This is a genomic window from Aeribacillus sp. FSL K6-8394 (assembly GCF_038008865.1).
GTDB lineage: Bacteria > Bacillota > Bacilli > Bacillales > Aeribacillaceae > Aeribacillus > Aeribacillus composti.
Genome location: NZ_JBBPAA010000001.1, coordinates 126,484 through 143,896, shown reverse-complemented (window position 1 = coordinate 143,896; position 17,413 = coordinate 126,484). Strand labels below are relative to the sequence as shown.

The following is a 17,413-nucleotide window of genomic DNA, read 5'->3' as shown; positions in this document are numbered from 1 at the left end:
CTTCCTTTACGATGCAATTCCCGGAGATATTCCGGTAAACAGTTCATTTCAAATGGCGCTAATCAAGCAAATGTTCAATAATTCCAGCCAAACCTGAGATCGCTAATATGACCGTAATTGGATGGAAAATGGCGTATAAATATTCATTTCCAAAAAATAAAATGGCGGCACACCATATTCCTGTGCACCAATAACAGCTTAAAAGCTCACCGATCCACAGTCGAATCCCTTTTCCTTTCGGTTTTAAATAAGAAATGGTTTCTCCGTCCTCCCCTTTTTCCTCCACAATTGTTAAAAAAGGAGCCCGCAAAAATGAAGCGATTTTATCAAACACTATAATTCTCGTTAATCGAAAAGATGCCAATGCAGTGAGAACAAATGAAAACCAATACCACTCCATGGAATCAATTCTCCTTTCCTTCACCAACATATGTTTTGAATATTTAAAGCGTTCAAATAAAATAAAAAAACCCGGCATAACCGAGTTCTCCATTTTAATTCCCTAACACTTTTATGTCTAAAATACTTTTCGATTTTATTTTCAAAGGTTCATTTTGATCAAATGTACGGATTTGAACGACATCGTTTTCCTTTGACAAAATAATTCCTTTGTATGTTTTCTCTACTGTTTTAATTTCACATACGTTTTTATACACATGCTCCGGAAGACTTGAAAAGAAATCGATCTTTTCATGAACCGTCATATTTGCCAATTCTCTTCTTCTTTTATAAATCTCTTCTTTCGTCCATGTACTCTTTACCGCTTGCTTAGAATTATTGGCAATTTTTTTTAATAACGTCGACTGCATGGTCACTTCAGGTTTTTTTATATTCGGCTGGACAATATACATCAAAGGTTCTAATTTTTCTTTTTTAATCAAGTTTGATCGCCACCCTCAAATATGATTTCTCTCATTATTTTATGACACGATAGAATGAAATCATGACGGAAATCTAACTTTTTCTTATGACAAAAGAGCATTTGAAAATCGCTGCACATTGAGACAAAAAGTCGTAACAGAACATCAACAATAAATCCAAGCTTCACGGCTTGAAATAGTGGCACCTTGAAGCTGACAGCAAAATTTCATTTTATCCTGCCATAAAAACATCCATGAGTAATTTTACTCCCCACCCATGCATGAAAATCCATCATTCCTTCCCATAATGGATATGAACGCAAACAGTTTTGAAAGACGTTCTCTTTAATGGTGGTTCGACCCTGTAATAAAAACTGTTTGAGTCCATTTGGTGTTCCACCCATTGTCAGCCCTTTTCGTGTGAAAAGGTGACTACGAACAGAAAAATGCCTAACGTGCAAATGGACTCCCTGTTTGCGAATTTATCGATGGAAGGAGTAAGAATCATGGATGTTCTTTATCATCGTTGTGCAGGATTAGATGTCCATGCCGAAACAATTGTCGTTTGTGCTCTTCTTGGAGAGGAAGAACACGTTCAAAAGGAAGTTGAAACATTTCCTACTTTCACGAAAGACTTGTTTCGTCTTCTGAAATGGTTAGAAGATCGTGGTGTCACTCATATTGCGATGGAGAGTACGGGCGTTTACTGGAAACCTGTGTTCAATATTTTGGAAGATTACTTTGACATTACACTTGCCAACGCTCAGCGAATCAAAAATGTACCGGGGAGAAAAACCGATGTTTCCGATGCAGAATGGATCGCCAAATTGTTGCGTTACGGATTGATCGAGAAGAGTTTTGTACCTCCTGAGAACATTCGAGAATTACGGGATTTAACTCGCTTGCGCAAAAAATGGATCGGGCAGTTAACCGCGGAGAAAAACCGCATTCAAAAAGTGTTGGAATGTTCCAATATCAAGTTAAGTTCCGTGATTTCGGATGTATTTGGTGTATCTGGGCGAAAGCTACTGGAACGTTTAATGAAACAGGGATACATCGAAGAAACCGAAGTCGATGCTTGCATTCACAGGAGTATGAAGAGGAAAAAACAACAAATTCAGGATTCTCTCTTTGGTACATTGACCAACCATCAACTGTTCATGATTCGCCAATCGTGGAAGCACATCGAATCGTTGGAAAGTTTACTTCGAGACATCGAAGAACGAATCGACCAACTCTTACAAGTATACAAACAAGAGATGGAGCTTCTTGTGACCATACCGGGGATCAAGAAGGAAACCGCTGCCGTGATTATCGCTGAAATCGGAGTCGATATGGGACAATTTCCAACGTCTCAACACCTCGCTTCATGGGCGGGAGTCGCGCCGGGAAATCATGAAAGTGCTGGAAAACGAAAAAGTACCCGAACGACGAAGGGGAATCCGCATATCAAATCGGCGTTATGTGAGGCGGCTTGGGCTTTGTCTCGATGTAGGAATCAACGTTTGGCAGCGAAATATTGGTCATTGGCGGCACGCAGGGGAAAGAAAAAAGCACTCGTTGCGATCGCGCACCGAATGCTTACCATCATTTACTGCATCATTTCTCGAAAAGAACCGTTTCGAGAGCAGTAAATAAATTAGTATAACCAAAAAGGTTCAGAAATATACGAGATACCTAAAAATAAGGTAGCTCTGCTTTCCTATTGCCTTTTTTTGGTCGTTAATAGGGTATCCAATTTGATTGTGGGGTATACCGCTTCAGCCATGGTTAATTGATTTTCACAGAAAAAAGATTAATCTTGTGCGAGTAACGCACACAGATTAATCTTTTTCAGCTAACTTAATAACCTAAAATATGAAAACCTGAATCAACATGAATCGTTTCCCCTGTAATGCCGCGGGAAAGATCGCTGAACAGGAACAACGCCGTGTCTCCAACTTCTTCTTGTGTTGTGGTTCGGCGCAGCGGAGCACGTTCTTCTATTTCCTTCAGAATTGAATTAAAATCACTGATACCTTTTGCCGAAAGCGTACGAATCGGACCAGCGGAAATGGCATTGACGCGAATATTTTCTTTACCTAGATCGTTCGCCAAATATTTCACGCTAGCATCCAATGACGCTTTCGCAACTCCCATTACGTTGTAGTTTTGAACGACTCGCTCACCGCCCAAGTAAGTTAATGTAACAATGCTTCCACCTTCTGTCATCAAAGGACGGGCTGTTTTCGCAACCGCCGTTAAAGAATAAGAACTGATGTTGTGGGCCAACAGGAAGCCGTCTCTTGTTGTGTTCAAATATTCACCGCTCAGCTCTTCCTTATTCGCAAAGGCGATACAATGAGCGATACCGTGAATCACACCAACCTCGCTTTTAATTTTTTCAAAACACTGCTCGATTTCTTCATCCTTTGTTACATCACAAGGAAGCACGAGATAATCTTCCCGTCCTAACGAATCTACAAGCTCTCGAACCGATTTCTCCATTCTTTCGCCCACATATGTAAAGATCAATCTTGCTCCTGCTTCATGCAAAGAGCGGGCAATTCCCCAAGCAATGCTTCGCTTGTTTGCAACACCCATGACCACAATGTTTCGGCCTTCCAAATTCAATTTCATGGAAAATCCTCCTAAACATTATTACAAGTTATTAATACCTGATCATAATTATAAAGGACAAAAGAGAAAAAAGCCAGAACATATATGTCCGGCTTATGTTATTTCGAAGCAGCTAAATTTCTTTTATATGCCCAATGATTGGTAGGACCGTGGCCGCCTCCAATGCCTAGTGCATTTTCTACAGCAAGATGGATGAACTCTTTTGCGGTTTTTACGGCTTCGATAACGTCTTTACCTTTGGCGAGCTCAGCTGTCAGCGCAGCAGAAAAAGTGCAGCCTGTTCCGTGCGTATGCTTTGTGTTTACATAGTTGCCTTTAAATTCATAAAAATCATGCCCGTCAAACAACAAATCAATGATTTCGCTGCCCGACGGCTGATGTCCTCCCTTTATGATCACATGCTTTGCTCCCATTTGGCAAATTTTTTTCGCAGCTTCTTTCCGATCATCAAACGATTTTATCTCGATGCCCGTGATCGCTTCCGCTTCCGGGATGTTCGGCGTCACAATAAACGAAAGCGGAATTAAGTCGTTAATGAGCGCGTTGATGGCAGACTCTTCAAGTAATGGATGTCCGCCTTTTGCAATCATTACTGGATCAACGACAATTTTTTCCCATCCATGCTTTTGAACTTTATTTGAGACGGTTTGGATGATTTCTTGATTAAAAAGCATTCCTGTTTTGACCGCATCTGGCGATAAATCTTCAGCAATTGCATCAAGCTGACTGATCACCCCTTCAATCGGAACAGGGTAGACGCCATGAACACCTAATGTGTTTTGAGACGTAACGGCCGTGATCACGCTCATTCCGTATACATCCAACTCCTGAAAAGTTTTCAAATCTGCCTGAATTCCCGCGCCTCCTCCTGAATCGGACCCGGCAATCGTCAACGCTTTTCCAATGGCCATAAACACACCTCCATTTAAGCTCCGAAGTAACGTTGATAAATAGCTTTTGCTTTCTCTTCTTCCTTAGTGCCGTGAATTAATGCTCTTCCGTCTTGAAAAAGCACAACGCGGAAATCATCCGCCTGAAAGGAAATTAAATAAGCATTTCCTTTTAAGTCTTTCACGATCGGACGCAAACGATTGGTAATTTCTGATAGCGAAATCTTCTGTTTTTGCTGCGGACGTATTTGTACGGTATTCCTTCCGCACAAAACCGCTGTTTTTAATCCATTTTCAACCGACAAATATGGATATGTCGGGTGATGTCCGCACGATGGGCAGTCGGCCTTTTTTAATTTTGTCATGTCCACTGCAGAATGCTCCCTTGTCCAAACATCAAATGAAACTAACTGCTTGGACACCTCTCCGCTGACTAAATATTTCAGTGCCTCTGCAGTTTGATAAGAGGCGACGATTTGCACCGCCGGGCTGATCACGCCAACTGTATCGCACGTCATTCCGTCAGACGGAATCGCTTGGAGCATACAATGGAGGCATGGTGTTTGTTTCGGAACGATGGAAACGGTCATTCCATAACTTCTCACTACTGCCCCATAGATCCAAGGTATTTCGTGCTTCATCGCTAAATCATTGATGAAAAATCTCGTTTCAAAATTGTCAGTCCCATCGATGATAAGGTCGACATCCTTTACATGTTCAATAAAATCAATTGAGAAATCGCCCACAATCGCTTCAATCGAAATGTTCGAATTGATTTCCTGCAAATGTTTTTTGGCAGCAACCGCTTTTGGCAGCTTTTGTTTCGCATCCTCTTCCGTATACAGCTGTTGACGCCCGAGATTGCTCCAATCGACATAATCACGGTCAATGATGGTTATTTTACCGATTCCAGCACGGGCTAACATTTCAGCGCTTGCACAGCCGAGTGCTCCAGCTCCAACAATGAGCACATGGCTTTTCAGCAATTTTTTTTGTCCCTCTTCTCCAATAGGAGAAAACAAGATTTGGCGAGAATATCGTTCCATTATGTCGTTAACATTCCTTCCGTTGGACTGCTTGCTTGTGCATACCGTTTTTTCGGAATGCGTCCTGCTTCATATCCAAGTCTGCCTGCTTCAATCGCCAGCTTCATTGCCTTCGCCATTTTCACAGGATCCTTTGCACCGGAAACAGCTGTATTTAATAAGATTCCATCTGCTCCCATCTCCATGGCGAGTGCGCAATCTGCCGGCGAACCGATTCCGGCATCAACAATGACTGGAATATTTGCTTGCTCAATAATAAATGATAAATTGAGAGGATTGACAATTCCTTGGCCTGATCCGATCGGAGATGCTCCCGGCATGATGGCATGAACCCCTAATTCTTCAAGCTTCTTCGCCAGAACAACATCGTCTGAAGTGTATGGAAGAACAATAAACCCTTCTTCCAATAACATCTCTGATGCCTTCAATGTTTCAATCGGATCAGGGAGAAGCGTTTTATCATCTCCAATTACTTCCACCTTAATCATATCACATAATCCTGATGCCTTCGCAAGCTTGGCGATTCTGACTGCTTCCTCCGCAGTTTTTGCTCCGGCCGTGTTCGGCAGAAGCGTATATTTTGATAAATCCAACATCTCCAAAAAATTTGGCTGTGAAGGCTCGTAAATATTCATTCTTCTGACGGCAAATGTCAAAATTTCAGCACCTGAGGCTTCCACCGCTTCTTTTTGTATCTCAAAAGACGGATATTTTCCAGTTCCTAACATCAATCTCGACTGAAATGTTTTATCACCTATTTTTAACATGAATCATCATCCCCCTCCAACAAAATGGACAATTTCAATTTGATCACCATCATGTAATGTCTGGATACTGTATTGTTCTTTTGAAACAATTTCACCATTTCGTTCAACGACAACAATTCTTTCCTGTAATTGAAAAAAGTTCAGCAAATCTTCTATGTTCCGAACACTATTCTCCACTTCCATCTGCTGGCCGTTGATGCGAAGTTTCACTGTTTAATCACCTCCCTTTCGCATCAGAAAGCAATCGGTTTAAAGAAAAGCTATGAACATAACGCTCATATTGATTCGTTTTCAAAATCATGTCTTTTACGATCAAGCTTGTAATCGGCGCTAGAAGAATGCCGTTTCGATAATGGCCGGTCGCAAAAAAGATTCCCTCATGCTCCGGGTGCTCGGCAAAATACGGCCAGCCGTCAGCTGTTTGCGGCCTGAGCGACGACCAAGCACTAACGACCGGTTCAGACCCGATTTCTGGCATCATTTTCTGAACCTTTATCATTAATTCGGATACTCCTTTGACTGTCGGATGCGTATCCCAGTCGTTTTCATAAGAAGTTGCTCCAATAATAACGGTGCCGTCTTTTTTCGGTACGATATAACAGTGCTCGTAAAACACTGTTTTGTTGATCACCAGTTTTTTCGGTTTTATGGCTAAGCATTCTCCTTTAACGGGCTTCATTGGATTTCTCAGCCCCAGCTTTTCAAAGAAAAAGCCACTCCAAACTCCGCTTGAAACGACGACTTTTCCACATATCAAAACTCCTTGGGAAGTGACAAGCTTGTATGCTTTTCCCTCTTTAATCACGTCGAAAACAGGACATTGTTCAAAAATAGATGCACCATATTTTCTAGCGCCTTTCGCATATGCGCGGCAAACAGATGAACCTTTCACTTGGCCGTCATGTTTAAGCCAAAGAGCTCCTGCAATGTCTTTAGAAACATGCGGCTCATTTGCCAGTACGTTCTCCCTTGAATGCCATTCTAGCTCATCCTCATCTGCAAGCGATTGCAGGGAGCGGCCTTCTTCCTCAGTAAATGCAAGCCGGTACATGCCTTCCTGCACAAGCTCGATATCTACACCGGATTGTTCCAACAGTTCGTTTGCAAGGCTCGGGTATAAATTTCGGCTCTCTAAGCATAACTCAAAAAATATGTCTCTTTTTTCATTTTCCGAATGGGCCCCCAGCATTCCGGCTGCAGCAGATGTCGCTTTACCTCCGATTTCGCCGCTTTCAAACACGGCGGTTTTCAGCCCTGCTTTCGAAAGCTCATAGGCAATCCCTTGACCGATGACCCCTCCCCCGATGATTCCAACATCAAAAACGTTCATTTTAAAAAGCTTCTCCTTTCCTGAAAAGTTTGGCAGCGCTCTCTGGGTCTTTGGAAGAAAAGATATAGGACATAACGGCAATACCGCTTGCTTTTTTTTCTAAAACTTTTTGCATATTATCAGGCGTGATCCCACCAATGGCGATAATGGGAATATTGACGTGTCCAACGATTTTTCCGAGCAAATCTGTTCCCTTTGCCGGAAGTCCTTTTTTACTGTTCGTTTCAAAAACGTTTCCGAAGAAACAATAGTCTGCTCCGTCTTTTTCTGCTTTTACTGCTTCTTCTAATGAATGGACGCTGACTCCGGCTTTTATTTGCGGAAAAGCACTTTTCACTTTTTTTACCGGCAGGCCGGTTCCCGGAAGATGAACATTTTGAACGCCTGTTAGGAGCGCAACATCGAGCCGATCGTTGATAACAAGCTGTTCTCTCCTTATCCCGTTTGCCAAAAGCTGTTCTACAAGATGAATGATCTCACATGGTCTTTTATTTTTTTCTCGTATATGAACGTAATCAACATGATCTGATATGGACAAAATTATGCGTATTAGCTCGTTGACTGGTTTTGTTCCGTCTGTTACGGCATGAAGCTCCAACATGTACATTCCTTTCATGAGAAAGACGCCCACACTCGTCTTTCAAGGTTCAAAACTGGAAAGCAGCTGTCCAAGGGTGAGACTGGAAACAATAAAAAACCACCTTCCTTGCTGGAAAGTGGTAATGGAATATCAGACATATGTTTCAAATTCCCACTTCCCTACGCTGGCATCATCCAGATCAGGTTCAAAGGGTCTTAAAGTCAACACTTTAATCTCAGCCTTTCCAAAGGCTCCCCTAGTGGATGCTTATTAAATTTTCATACTAATTTCATGCTATCACAATTTGTTTTGTTTGCAAATATTATTTACTAAATTCCAGCTCATCTTTTAACTCATTTACATATTTGCGGGAACCCGTTACAATCAAGCGGTCCCCTTTTTTCAATTCGGTATCGCCGTGAGGCACAATGGAATCTTCACCTCGAAAAATCCGGACAAAGATACAATCTCCTGTAAACGGAAAGTATCGAAGCTTCATTCCATCATATTTTCGGTTATTCATATTAATTTGATAAAGAGAGTTGTCTTGGTTTGTTAAGATCCGCATAACGCCAGGCGATTCGATCAAAGCCCTGAGCAGCGTTTTTGTTGACAGCATGACGGAAAATACGCTGATCCCCTTTTCTTTTAATATTTGATCCAACTCCGGGGAAGAAATAGAGGCGATGACCTGTTCTACGCCGCATTCTTTTGCATATGTCGCAATTTCCGCATTTCTTTCTTCATCCCCAGTAGCCACTACCACTATATCAGCTTCCATTATGTGGTGTTCATTCAATGATTCTATCGAATAGTCTTTCAATTCTTCAATTTTAAACACCGATTGAGCAGTCCCGTTTTCGATTTTGTCTTGCTGTGTATGATATACGGTTGCTTCATACAAATTTTTATCCAATTCTCTTGTGACTGGAAGGGTCATTTGATTTGCACCAATAAAAGCAATTTTCTTTTTTGGCTGCACCGCCATTTTTTTGGGGAATAATTTTTTAAATCCTATCGGCGTGATAATGCTTGTTAACACGGCAACTACTATTAATGCGTCAGCCATTTGCTTATCAATCAGTTCGATTCGCTGTCCAATTTCAGCTGCCGCAATAACTAATGATAAAGTGGCAGTCAACAAGAACGCCGCCGCAATCGTTGTATTCGTATCATACCATTTTCTCAGCACAAAAACGGGAATAAACTTCGAGATCAAGAGGGCGAGAAATAACAAAGGAATTAACAAAAGAAGGTTCGGATCTTTGATCAATTCCCATAAATCCAATTCCACCCCTACCATGACAAAAAAGATCGGGATTAAAAAACCGTAACCAAACGAATCTAGCTTTTGCACCAAGTCTGAATTAGGCGATAAAAGCGAGACTAAAACTCCCGCAAGGAAGGCGCCTAAAATATTTTCTGCCCCAAGCGTTTCCGATAAACTGACAAGCACTATTATTAACGTAAAAACCGCCCTTGTTCCAATTTGAACCGTTCCTTTTGACATCGATTTAATAAAGGATCGACTTTTAAACCTTTTGCCAATGAAGTAAAGCAGTACGCCTGCTGCAAACAAAAGAAGCAGAAGCCACGTATTGCTTTCTCCTTCGCTGTTTAAGGAGACAAAAACCGCCAGCAAAATCATGGTGACAAGGTCGGCTATGACAGCCACCAGCAAAATAATTTGGCCGATGTTTGTTTTCATAATTTGCTCGTCTTTCAGCGTCGGCACTACTACTCCTAAAGAAATCGTTGAAATCACTAACGTCATGAAAAAGGCATTGCGGATAAATCCCATCCACATTAACAAATACGATAAAAGTAATGAAACAACGAAAATGCCAAGAAAAACAATTGACGCAACCAAAAAAGTATGAGGAGCTTTTTTTCCGTTGGGCAGCTTTTCTTCTTTTTTCTTCTCTTTGGAGAAAATGGTGAAATCAATCTCAAGCCCGCTTAAAAACATGAGAAATATAAATCCCAGCGTTGAGAGAGTTGACAGCCATACATCTTCTTGCACTAAATTAAATCCCGTTTTCCCGATGATTAATCCGACAATAATTTCCGCAACGACGACAGGAATGAATGCCAGTTTGAACCGATGCAGCAAAATCGGGGTTAAAAAAGCGCCTACCAACACGATGACAAGAGAGGTTACTGCATGTGATTCCATATTACGCCTCCTTTAGCTAATTTTGTTAGAGCAAATAGTTCATAAATAGTGTCGCCATGCCAAAATAAATCAAAATGCTGATCATATCATTAATCGTTGTAATAAATGGACCGGAGGCCACAGCCGGGTCAATGCGAAGCCTGTGCATGACAAGAGGAACAAACGCCCCGGCAATTGTCGCAACAGTCAGCGTTGACAATATGGAAAGACCCACTAGCAGTCCTAAGAAAAATTTCTGCTTCCAAATAAAAATTGTCAGTGCAACAACAATTCCGCATACTGTTCCGGTAATCAAGCCGGTTCCAGCTTCTTTGAGAATAATTTTCCACACGCGTTCGGAAGTGCCTTCGCCTGTTGCAATTCTTCTTACGGCAACAGCGAGAGCTTGTGTTCCTGTATTTCCAGCCATCCCTGCAATTAATGGTATAAAGAGCGCTAAAGTTGCCACTTTGTTCAACGTTTCTTCAAACTGGCCGATTAGGCCGGCGGTGAACATTCCTAAAAATAGGAGAATAATAAGCCATGGCAATCTTTTTTTGGCAGCAGAAACAGCATTCGGATCATATGAATCTACATCCGAGACAGCGGCCAGTTTCGAATAATCGTCAGAAGCCTCTTCGTCCAGCACATCAATAATATCATCAACAGTTATAATTCCAACAAGACGATGTTGAAAATCAACAACCGGAAGAGCCAAAAAATTGTAGTCTTTCATCTTTCTTGCTACTTCTTCCTGATCATCCGCCACAGATACCGAGTAGACTTTCTTTTTCATAATGTCAGCAATCAAAGTATCGTCTTCATGAACAATTAAATCTCTTAACGACAGGACGCCAACAAGATGTTTCTCTTCGTCAATCACATATAAATAATATATTGTTTCCGCATCAGGAGCTTCTTTCCGCAGCAAGTCCATCGTTGACCGCACCGTATAATTGGCATTAATGGCAACGAACTCAGTTGTCATAATACTTCCTGCGGTAAATTGTTCATAATCAAGAAGCTCGCTTATGCTTTTGGCAGCTTGAGCATCCATGATGGTTAAATAGCTGGAAATTTTCTCTTTTGTCAGCTCACTTAATACATCTGCCGCATCATCGGCGTACATGTATTCCATCATTTTGGCGGCAAATGCAGGATGCATTTCCTCAAGCAGCGATTTGTAGCGGTTTTTATCATCCCTTATATTTTCAAAAACATTCGCCATTTCTTCCGGAGATAGAATTTGATATAAAAGCATTCTATCCGGCTGGTCAAGTTTTAGAAAAAATTTTGCCTGATCATATGGATGTAGCTCAAAAAACAGCGAACGGAATTCCTCTACATTGTTCTCTCTCAGCTTGTCAATCATCAACTGTCTGTATTCCGGTGCATCTGTTTTAGGCTGCATAAAATCTCCTCCTTTCCGGAAAAAAATCGAAAAGTTTTGTGTTTTACTATATTAACAAATCTATCTGATTTTGTCGTACATTTTTTCATAACAAAAGCATGCACTTACAGGCGCGCATGCTTTATTATTTTTTCCATATCAGGAGGAAGCTTGCAAGTATACGTCAAATTTTTATGCAAAACGGGATGATAGAAGGACAGCGACTGACTGTGGAGGGCATGGCGGTCAATTTCTTCTTTTTGTCCACCATAAAGCGAATCTCCTAAAAGCGGATGACCTATATAGGACATATGTAGACGAATTTGATGAGTTCTACCAGTTACAGGCTTTACCTCAACAACCGTTTTGTCAGAAAAGCGGCTTATGACCCGAAAATGCGTAATAGCTTTTTTTCCATCCTCCCTGACAGTTCTCTCGATGATGCTATCGTTCTTTCTTGCAATTGGCGCATCGATGGTGCCTTCGTCTTCGCTGATCCTTCCATGGACAATTGCGATGTATGTCCGTTTTACCGCTCCTTTTTGCTGTTCCTTTGAAAAAAGAAAATGGCTGTAGCGATGTTTGGCTACAAGAAGCAGCCCGGATGTATCCCGGTCAAGCCGATTGACGATATGCACCGTAAGATTTTGCCGCTGTTGATCATAATAGTGTAAAAGCCCGTTCGCAAGACTTCCTGACGGATGCTCTCTAGACGGAATGGTGGACAAAAACGCCGGTTTATTTACAATAAGGCAATAATCGTCTTCATAAACAATGTCCAATGGTATGTTCTCTGGAATGAGCGACTGGCTTCTCTTTTCTTCCGGAAAATGGACGGTTACTTGATCGCCTTCTTGTAAGACGTATCGGACATTTTTTTCGTTCCCGTTAACGACAATTTTTCCACCGTTAAATTTAATATCTGTTAAAGCGGATTTAGAAATATGATGCTCCCGCAAAAATTCTCTAAGCAGCCAGCCATGATGTTCTTTTTTGATGTCCCAATGAAGCTGAAATGTCCCCATGTTTTTTCTTTCCTTTATCTGTCGCCAATAAACGAGTCCCGGACCCGCTTCCAAAATGGGAAAGGCCGAAATCTCGCAAACCTTACCTTTTCCTGTGCGACCCGGCATTGGATGGACCTGACGTTTTTGTGAAGAAGTGTTAAATGATCGATTGTAATTTGAAAATCAACATCATTGACAGGCTTTAGCATACACGTATGGTGGTCAGGCAAAATTAACGGCGAGCCGATTGTCCGGAACACCCTGTTGTTTATGGAAGCCATTTCTGTTAATTGAATAGCCCGCAGTGAAGGATGAATGAGAGCACCGCCAAGCGCTTTATTGTAGGCGGTGCTTCCTGTCGGTGTTGAAATACACAACCCATCTCCTCGAAATGTTTCAAAGAGAAGCCCTTTAATTTCTATATTCATGACGAGAGTCCCTTCAATGCTTTTCACTGTGCATTCATTTAGCGCAAGGTAGGAGGCTTCACTCCCGCCATTATGCCGGACCACCACTTCAAGCAATGGATATTCAACGATCTGAAACGGTGTTTTAGCAATTGCAATCACCATTTTTTCAATTTCATTCGGGAGCCAGTCGGCATAAAATCCTAAATGCCCCGTATGAACTCCTATAAACGCTGTTTTATCCAATCGTTTATTATATCGATGAAATGCATAAAGCAATGTTCCGTCTCCCCCGACGGAAATCACGATATCCGGCTGATCTTCATCATATTGAAACTCGAAATCGAGCAAATAGGTTCTGATTTTTTGCGCCAAAGCATTAGATGTTTCATCACCTTTTGATGTGATCGAAAACTTCATTTAAGAATCATTCTCCTTTTTTATGTTGTTTCTGTTTTGCGTGAAAATATCGCGTGCGCTTCTTGAATTTCTCCCCGTATTTGCGACATTTCCTCGTCCAGCCGGTAAGCTGCTTCAGCTGCGCGCTGCAAGCGGATTTTAATCTGTTCCGGTATGTTTCCGCTATATTTGTAATTTAAAGAATGCTCAATCGTCGCCCAAAAATTCATGGCAAGCGTACGAATTTGAATTTCAACCAAAACCTTTTTCAATCCCTCGAACGATTGAACCGGGTAGCGGGCCACAACATGGTAAGAGCGGTAGCCGCTTTCTTTATTTCGGGTTATGTAGTCTCTTTCCTCCACGATTTCCAAATCATGCCGATCTCTTAGCATTTGAACAACCAATTGAATGTCGCCGACAAATTGGCACATCATTCGGAGACCGGCAATGTCCTGCATTTCTTCTTCTATTTTATCAAGTGGAATTTGTTTTCGCTTCGCTTTATCTAAAATGCTCGGCACAGGTTTTACCCTGCCTGTCACGAACTCAATTGGAGAATGCTCTCCTCTTAGTTCAAATTGGGAACGAATCCCTTTTAATTTGACCTTTAATTCTTCCACTGCCTGCTTATAAGGCGCTAAAAATTGCTCCCATTCCTTGTAGTTCATAAAGCCCTCCTCCTAATAAAACACGCTTTCGACCATTTTTTCCATCTCCTCGCCGTAATTTGCGTTTCCCTTTATATTTTCAAGCAAAAACTCGAGCTCCTCGTGAAATTGGGTAAGCAAAATTTCTTTTTCTCCCACTTTAGCATAAACAGGAAGCTCTTCATTTTTGGCTTCTTTTAAATGAGGCCAAATATCCGATGATAAATCTATGTAAAGAAAGTCTTCGCCATTATCCAATATGTATATAAAAGAAAATTGGTCTGAATCTACCAGCATCTGTCCTTTTGCTGCGAGATTCCCTGCATCATGGACATGCTCCGTTTCGAGCAGCAATTTGCCTTCCGTTTTGCTAACCGCCAGCACTTTAATTCTTTTTTTCATGCTGTTCACCCTTCCAATCAAACATTTCAAGTTCATCTCGTGTATATTTTATTGTATCATATTCATAACTACATTACCTTATTTTGATATTAATCATAGAGAGGAATGCCCGATGGTTCAAGAGCTTGAGATAGAATTTAAAAACCTGCTTACAAAAGAAGAATTCCACCGCTTAGCTGATTTTTTTCAATTGACCGAAAAAGATTTTGCCGAACAGGAAAACTATTATTTTGACACAAAATGTTTTGCGTTGAAAAATCATGGCGCCGCTTTAAGAATTCGCAAAAAGAAGGATCAATATGTTTTGACATTAAAGGAGCCTTATCATGTCGGATTGCTGGAAACACACCAGTTTTTAACCGATAAAGAAGCAGTTTCAGCCATTCATGAGTCAGTCTTTCCGAAGGAGGGATCAGTGGTCGAAAAAATCAAACAGCTTGAAATCAAGCCCGAAAGCCTTCTTTGTTTCGGTTCGCTCATTACAAGCCGGGCAACAAAAAAATATAAAAATGGTGAAATTGTTCTCGATCATAGCCGATATGAAAATAGAGAGGATTTTGAAATCGAATTTGAGGCAGAGGATGAAAAGGAAGGAAAGCAGCAATTTTTGGAGATTTTAAACAAACACAACATCCCGATCCGTCAAACAGAAAATAAAATAAAGCGGTTTTATTCCGCAAAATTTTCAAAGGAGAATTTGTGATGAATACAAACTATAATTTCAATGTTCTGTTTGAGCTTGAAGTCCTTCGTCTTTTGTCAGGCCAATCCGATGGGCCGCAAACAAAAGATGCAGCAATTTCGCTGAACTTTCAGGATGTTTTAAATGCCTTCATCGAACAAGATGTACAATCTGAAACGGCCAAAGAGAATATTTCACTGTCTTCCTCCCAATCTGCCAAAAAAACAAATGAACAGAAACAGGTTTCCGCTGATCTAAATGAAATCATTCAGAAGATGGCTCAAAAATACGGCGTCGATGCCAAATTAATCAGAGCTGTGATTCAACAGGAGTCAAGCTTCAAGGCAAATGCCGTCAGTCCTAAAGGAGCTGCCGGCTATATGCAGCTCATGCCTTCTACAGCAAAAGCGCTCGGTGTAAAAAATCCGTTTGATCCTGTGCAAAATATCGAGGGCGGCACAAAATATTTAAAACAGCTTTTAAACCGATATAACGGTAATGTAAAATTGGCGCTGGCTGCATACAACGCCGGTCCGGGAAATGTCGACAAATATGGAGGCATCCCGCCATTTAAAGAAACGCAAAACTATGTAAATAAAATTACTCAAAAATATTTTGCGTAAAAAGGTGCAAACAAACAGCACCTTTTTCTTTTTCATTAAAAGTAGTTGGAAACATTTGTTATCCAATCGATTTCGGCTAATCTTCGATAGCTGCGCTTCAAGCCGCAAGTCCTTCTATGTTCATTTCACAGCAAGCACAACATATTTGCGGAAATAGCTCCCGCTTTCGCTATTTATCCTTTTGTTTGCATTGCCTCAGCCAACTCCTTCAAAGCGATTCGTTTGAGATAAATAAGTTATGTTGATAAAATAAATGTAACATCATTATTAACGAATGATTCCAAAGGAGCTATCACCATGACAAAACCACCCTTAACTCCATATGACGCGATTGGAGAAAAGAAACTTCACGCTCTAATCGATGCTTTTTACAAAAATGTTAAAAAACATCCTCTTTTAAAACCTATTTTCCCCGAGGATTTAACGGAAACTGCCAGAAAGCAGAAACAATTTATGACACAGTTTTTAGGTGGTCCGCCACTTTACACAAAAGAACACGGACATCCGATGCTCAGAGCCCGCCATCTTCCATTCCCGATTACGCCGAGGAGAGCAGAAGCATGGCTCTCATGTATGAGAAAAGCAATGGACGAGGTCGGACTTGACGGAGAAATACGAGAGTTTTTCTACGATCGGCTTGTGGTGACCGCCCATCACATGATTAATTCGAAAGACGAAGATCAGGAGGAGTATTCAGTTGAAACCTGACAAAAAAGACGAAGTGAATGCTGCTCACTTCTTTTCTCATTGTCACAGCCATCCTAAAAAGCCGATCGAGATTTATATGTTTATTGATCCGCTATGCCCTGAATGCTGGGCGCTTGAACCGTTTATCAAAAAACTGCAAATCGAATACGGCAGGCTTTTCTCATTGCGCCATATTGTTTGCGGAAAGCTTGCTAATTTAAACTTAACAAAACGGCGGAAACCGAAAACAATTGCCCAATCATGGGAGAAGATAGCGAGCAGAACCGGCATGTCATGTGACGGCAACCTTTGGCTTGAAAACCCTATATCATCACCCTACAGAGCTTCCCTTGCTTTAAAAGCAGCGGAGCTTCAAGGGAGAAAAGCGGGCATCCGTTTCTTGCGGCACTTACAGGAAGTTGTTTTTTTAGAAAAGCAAAATGTCTCTGATCAAAACGTTCTCATACAAATTGCTAAAAATGTCGGCCTTGATGTCAATGAATTTGAGAGGGACTTATATTCCGAAAGTGCAAGAAAAGCACTTCAATGCGATTATAAAATTACAGAAGAAATGGACGTGCATGAAATTCCTTCCCTTGTCTTTTTTCATTGCCGTGAAGAGAAGGAAGGATTAAAAATTACCGGATTATATCCTTATGAAACATATGTTGATATTCTTTGCGAGCTTGTCGGAGATAAACCGAAGCCGTCTCAAGTGCCGCCAATAGAGATTTTTTTAAAGCATTATAAATTTGTCGCAACAAAAGAGATTTCTGTTGTGTATAATATGACTGATGAAGAAACGGAACGTGAAATGAAAAGACTGCTTTTAAAGCAACAAGTTGAGCGGGTGCCTGTAAAATATGGAACATTTTGGCGCTATATCGGGCAGTGAGATGAGGATTTAATTCAACGAAAC

General features: G+C 41.2%; 20 protein-coding genes and 1 riboswitch. Of the genes, 5 read left to right on the top strand and 15 right to left on the bottom strand.

The features are described 5' to 3' along the window. Nucleotides 1-58: 58 nt before the first annotated feature. Nucleotides 59-400, bottom strand: a complete 342-nt coding sequence (locus NSR00_RS00640) for a DUF1360 domain-containing protein (RefSeq protein ID WP_327863316.1) — start codon at nt 398-400, stop codon at nt 59-61. Nucleotides 401-494: 94 nt separating this feature from the next. After that, the gene (locus tag NSR00_RS00635; protein ID WP_063387508.1) at nt 495-881 is read right to left on the bottom strand and encodes a CotO family spore coat protein; all 387 of its coding nucleotides are present in this window, start codon (nt 879-881) and stop codon (nt 495-497) included. 485 nt (nt 882-1,366) lie between these two features. Between NSR00_RS00635 and NSR00_RS00630 the strand changes: the two genes are divergently transcribed. Beyond that, nucleotides 1,367-2,494 (top strand): IS110 family transposase, encoded by a 1,128-nt coding sequence (locus tag NSR00_RS00630; protein ID WP_339199994.1) that lies wholly within the window; start codon nt 1,367-1,369, stop codon nt 2,492-2,494. A 208-nt stretch (nt 2,495-2,702) separates the two neighbouring features. On the opposite strand, the gene fabI is transcribed toward NSR00_RS00630, so the two are convergent. The 13 genes from fabI to NSR00_RS00565 form a co-directional block, all read right to left on the bottom strand. Continuing rightward, complete coding sequence (gene fabI / locus NSR00_RS00625; RefSeq protein ID WP_063387507.1) at nt 2,703-3,479, bottom strand: enoyl-ACP reductase FabI; 777 nt, start codon at nt 3,477-3,479, stop codon at nt 2,703-2,705. A gap of 98 nt (nt 3,480-3,577) precedes the next feature. Next, complete coding sequence (gene thiD / locus NSR00_RS00620) at nt 3,578-4,390, bottom strand: bifunctional hydroxymethylpyrimidine kinase/phosphomethylpyrimidine kinase (RefSeq protein WP_340786195.1); 813 nt, start codon at nt 4,388-4,390, stop codon at nt 3,578-3,580. A gap of 14 nt (nt 4,391-4,404) precedes the next feature. Next, nucleotides 4,405-5,418 (bottom strand): ThiF family adenylyltransferase, encoded by a 1,014-nt coding sequence (locus NSR00_RS00615; protein ID WP_311067326.1) that lies wholly within the window; start codon nt 5,416-5,418, stop codon nt 4,405-4,407. Beyond that, the gene (locus NSR00_RS00610; RefSeq protein ID WP_063387504.1) at nt 5,415-6,182 is read right to left on the bottom strand and encodes a thiazole synthase; all 768 of its coding nucleotides are present in this window, start codon (nt 6,180-6,182) and stop codon (nt 5,415-5,417) included. The genes NSR00_RS00615 and NSR00_RS00610 overlap by 4 nt, the downstream gene beginning before the upstream one ends. A gap of 6 nt (nt 6,183-6,188) precedes the next feature. After that, a complete protein-coding gene (gene thiS / locus NSR00_RS00605) occupies nt 6,189-6,392 on the bottom strand; it encodes a sulfur carrier protein ThiS (RefSeq protein ID WP_094245355.1) in 204 nt (67 codons plus the stop codon). 7 nt (nt 6,393-6,399) lie between these two features. Continuing rightward, on the bottom strand, nt 6,400-7,512 hold the full coding sequence (gene thiO, locus NSR00_RS00600; protein ID WP_340786191.1) for a glycine oxidase ThiO: 1,113 nt from the start codon (nt 7,510-7,512) through the stop codon (nt 6,400-6,402). A 1-nt stretch (nt 7,513) separates the two neighbouring features. Next, complete coding sequence (gene tenI, locus NSR00_RS00595; RefSeq protein ID WP_340786188.1) at nt 7,514-8,128, bottom strand: thiazole tautomerase TenI; 615 nt, start codon at nt 8,126-8,128, stop codon at nt 7,514-7,516. 123 nt (nt 8,129-8,251) lie between these two features. Next, a riboswitch (TPP riboswitch) is annotated at nt 8,252-8,360 on the bottom strand. A 54-nt stretch (nt 8,361-8,414) separates the two neighbouring features. Then, a complete protein-coding gene (locus tag NSR00_RS00590; RefSeq protein WP_340786186.1) occupies nt 8,415-10,268 on the bottom strand; it encodes a monovalent cation:proton antiporter family protein in 1,854 nt (617 codons plus the stop codon). A gap of 25 nt (nt 10,269-10,293) precedes the next feature. Then, nucleotides 10,294-11,658, bottom strand: coding sequence for a magnesium transporter (mgtE, locus tag NSR00_RS00585; RefSeq protein ID WP_063387499.1), 1,365 nt, complete (start codon nt 11,656-11,658; stop codon nt 10,294-10,296). A 104-nt stretch (nt 11,659-11,762) separates the two neighbouring features. Then, nucleotides 11,763-12,662, bottom strand: a complete 900-nt coding sequence (locus tag NSR00_RS00580) for an RluA family pseudouridine synthase (protein WP_340786180.1) — start codon at nt 12,660-12,662, stop codon at nt 11,763-11,765. Between the two features lie 14 nt (nt 12,663-12,676). Next, nucleotides 12,677-13,471, bottom strand: coding sequence for an NAD kinase (locus NSR00_RS00575; protein WP_063387497.1), 795 nt, complete (start codon nt 13,469-13,471; stop codon nt 12,677-12,679). Between the two features lie 20 nt (nt 13,472-13,491). Beyond that, nucleotides 13,492-14,121, bottom strand: coding sequence for a GTP pyrophosphokinase (locus NSR00_RS00570; protein WP_063387496.1), 630 nt, complete (start codon nt 14,119-14,121; stop codon nt 13,492-13,494). Nucleotides 14,122-14,133: 12 nt separating this feature from the next. After that, nucleotides 14,134-14,502 carry a UPF0738 family protein gene (locus NSR00_RS00565; protein WP_130157355.1) on the bottom strand — a complete coding sequence of 123 codons (369 nt, stop codon included), beginning with the start codon at nt 14,500-14,502 and terminating at the stop codon, nt 14,134-14,136. Nucleotides 14,503-14,614: 112 nt separating this feature from the next. Between NSR00_RS00565 and NSR00_RS00560 the strand changes: the two genes are divergently transcribed. The 4 genes from NSR00_RS00560 (at nt 14,615) to NSR00_RS00545 (ending at nt 17,389) form a co-directional block, all read left to right on the top strand. After that, nucleotides 14,615-15,205: a CYTH domain-containing protein gene (locus NSR00_RS00560; RefSeq protein WP_340786176.1), complete on the top strand. Its 591-nt coding sequence runs from the start codon at nt 14,615-14,617 to the stop codon at nt 15,203-15,205. After that, entirely contained in the window at nt 15,205-15,807 is a 603-nt protein-coding gene (locus tag NSR00_RS00555; protein ID WP_082830278.1) for a lytic transglycosylase domain-containing protein, read from the top strand. The genes NSR00_RS00560 and NSR00_RS00555 overlap by 1 nt, the downstream gene beginning before the upstream one ends. A gap of 297 nt (nt 15,808-16,104) precedes the next feature. After that, nucleotides 16,105-16,515 carry a globin domain-containing protein gene (locus NSR00_RS00550; protein ID WP_063387493.1) on the top strand — a complete coding sequence of 137 codons (411 nt, stop codon included), beginning with the start codon at nt 16,105-16,107 and terminating at the stop codon, nt 16,513-16,515. Further along, nucleotides 16,505-17,389 (top strand): ClpXP adapter SpxH family protein, encoded by an 885-nt coding sequence (locus tag NSR00_RS00545; RefSeq protein ID WP_063387492.1) that lies wholly within the window; start codon nt 16,505-16,507, stop codon nt 17,387-17,389. The genes NSR00_RS00550 and NSR00_RS00545 overlap by 11 nt, the downstream gene beginning before the upstream one ends. Nucleotides 17,390-17,413 lie beyond the last annotated feature (24 nt).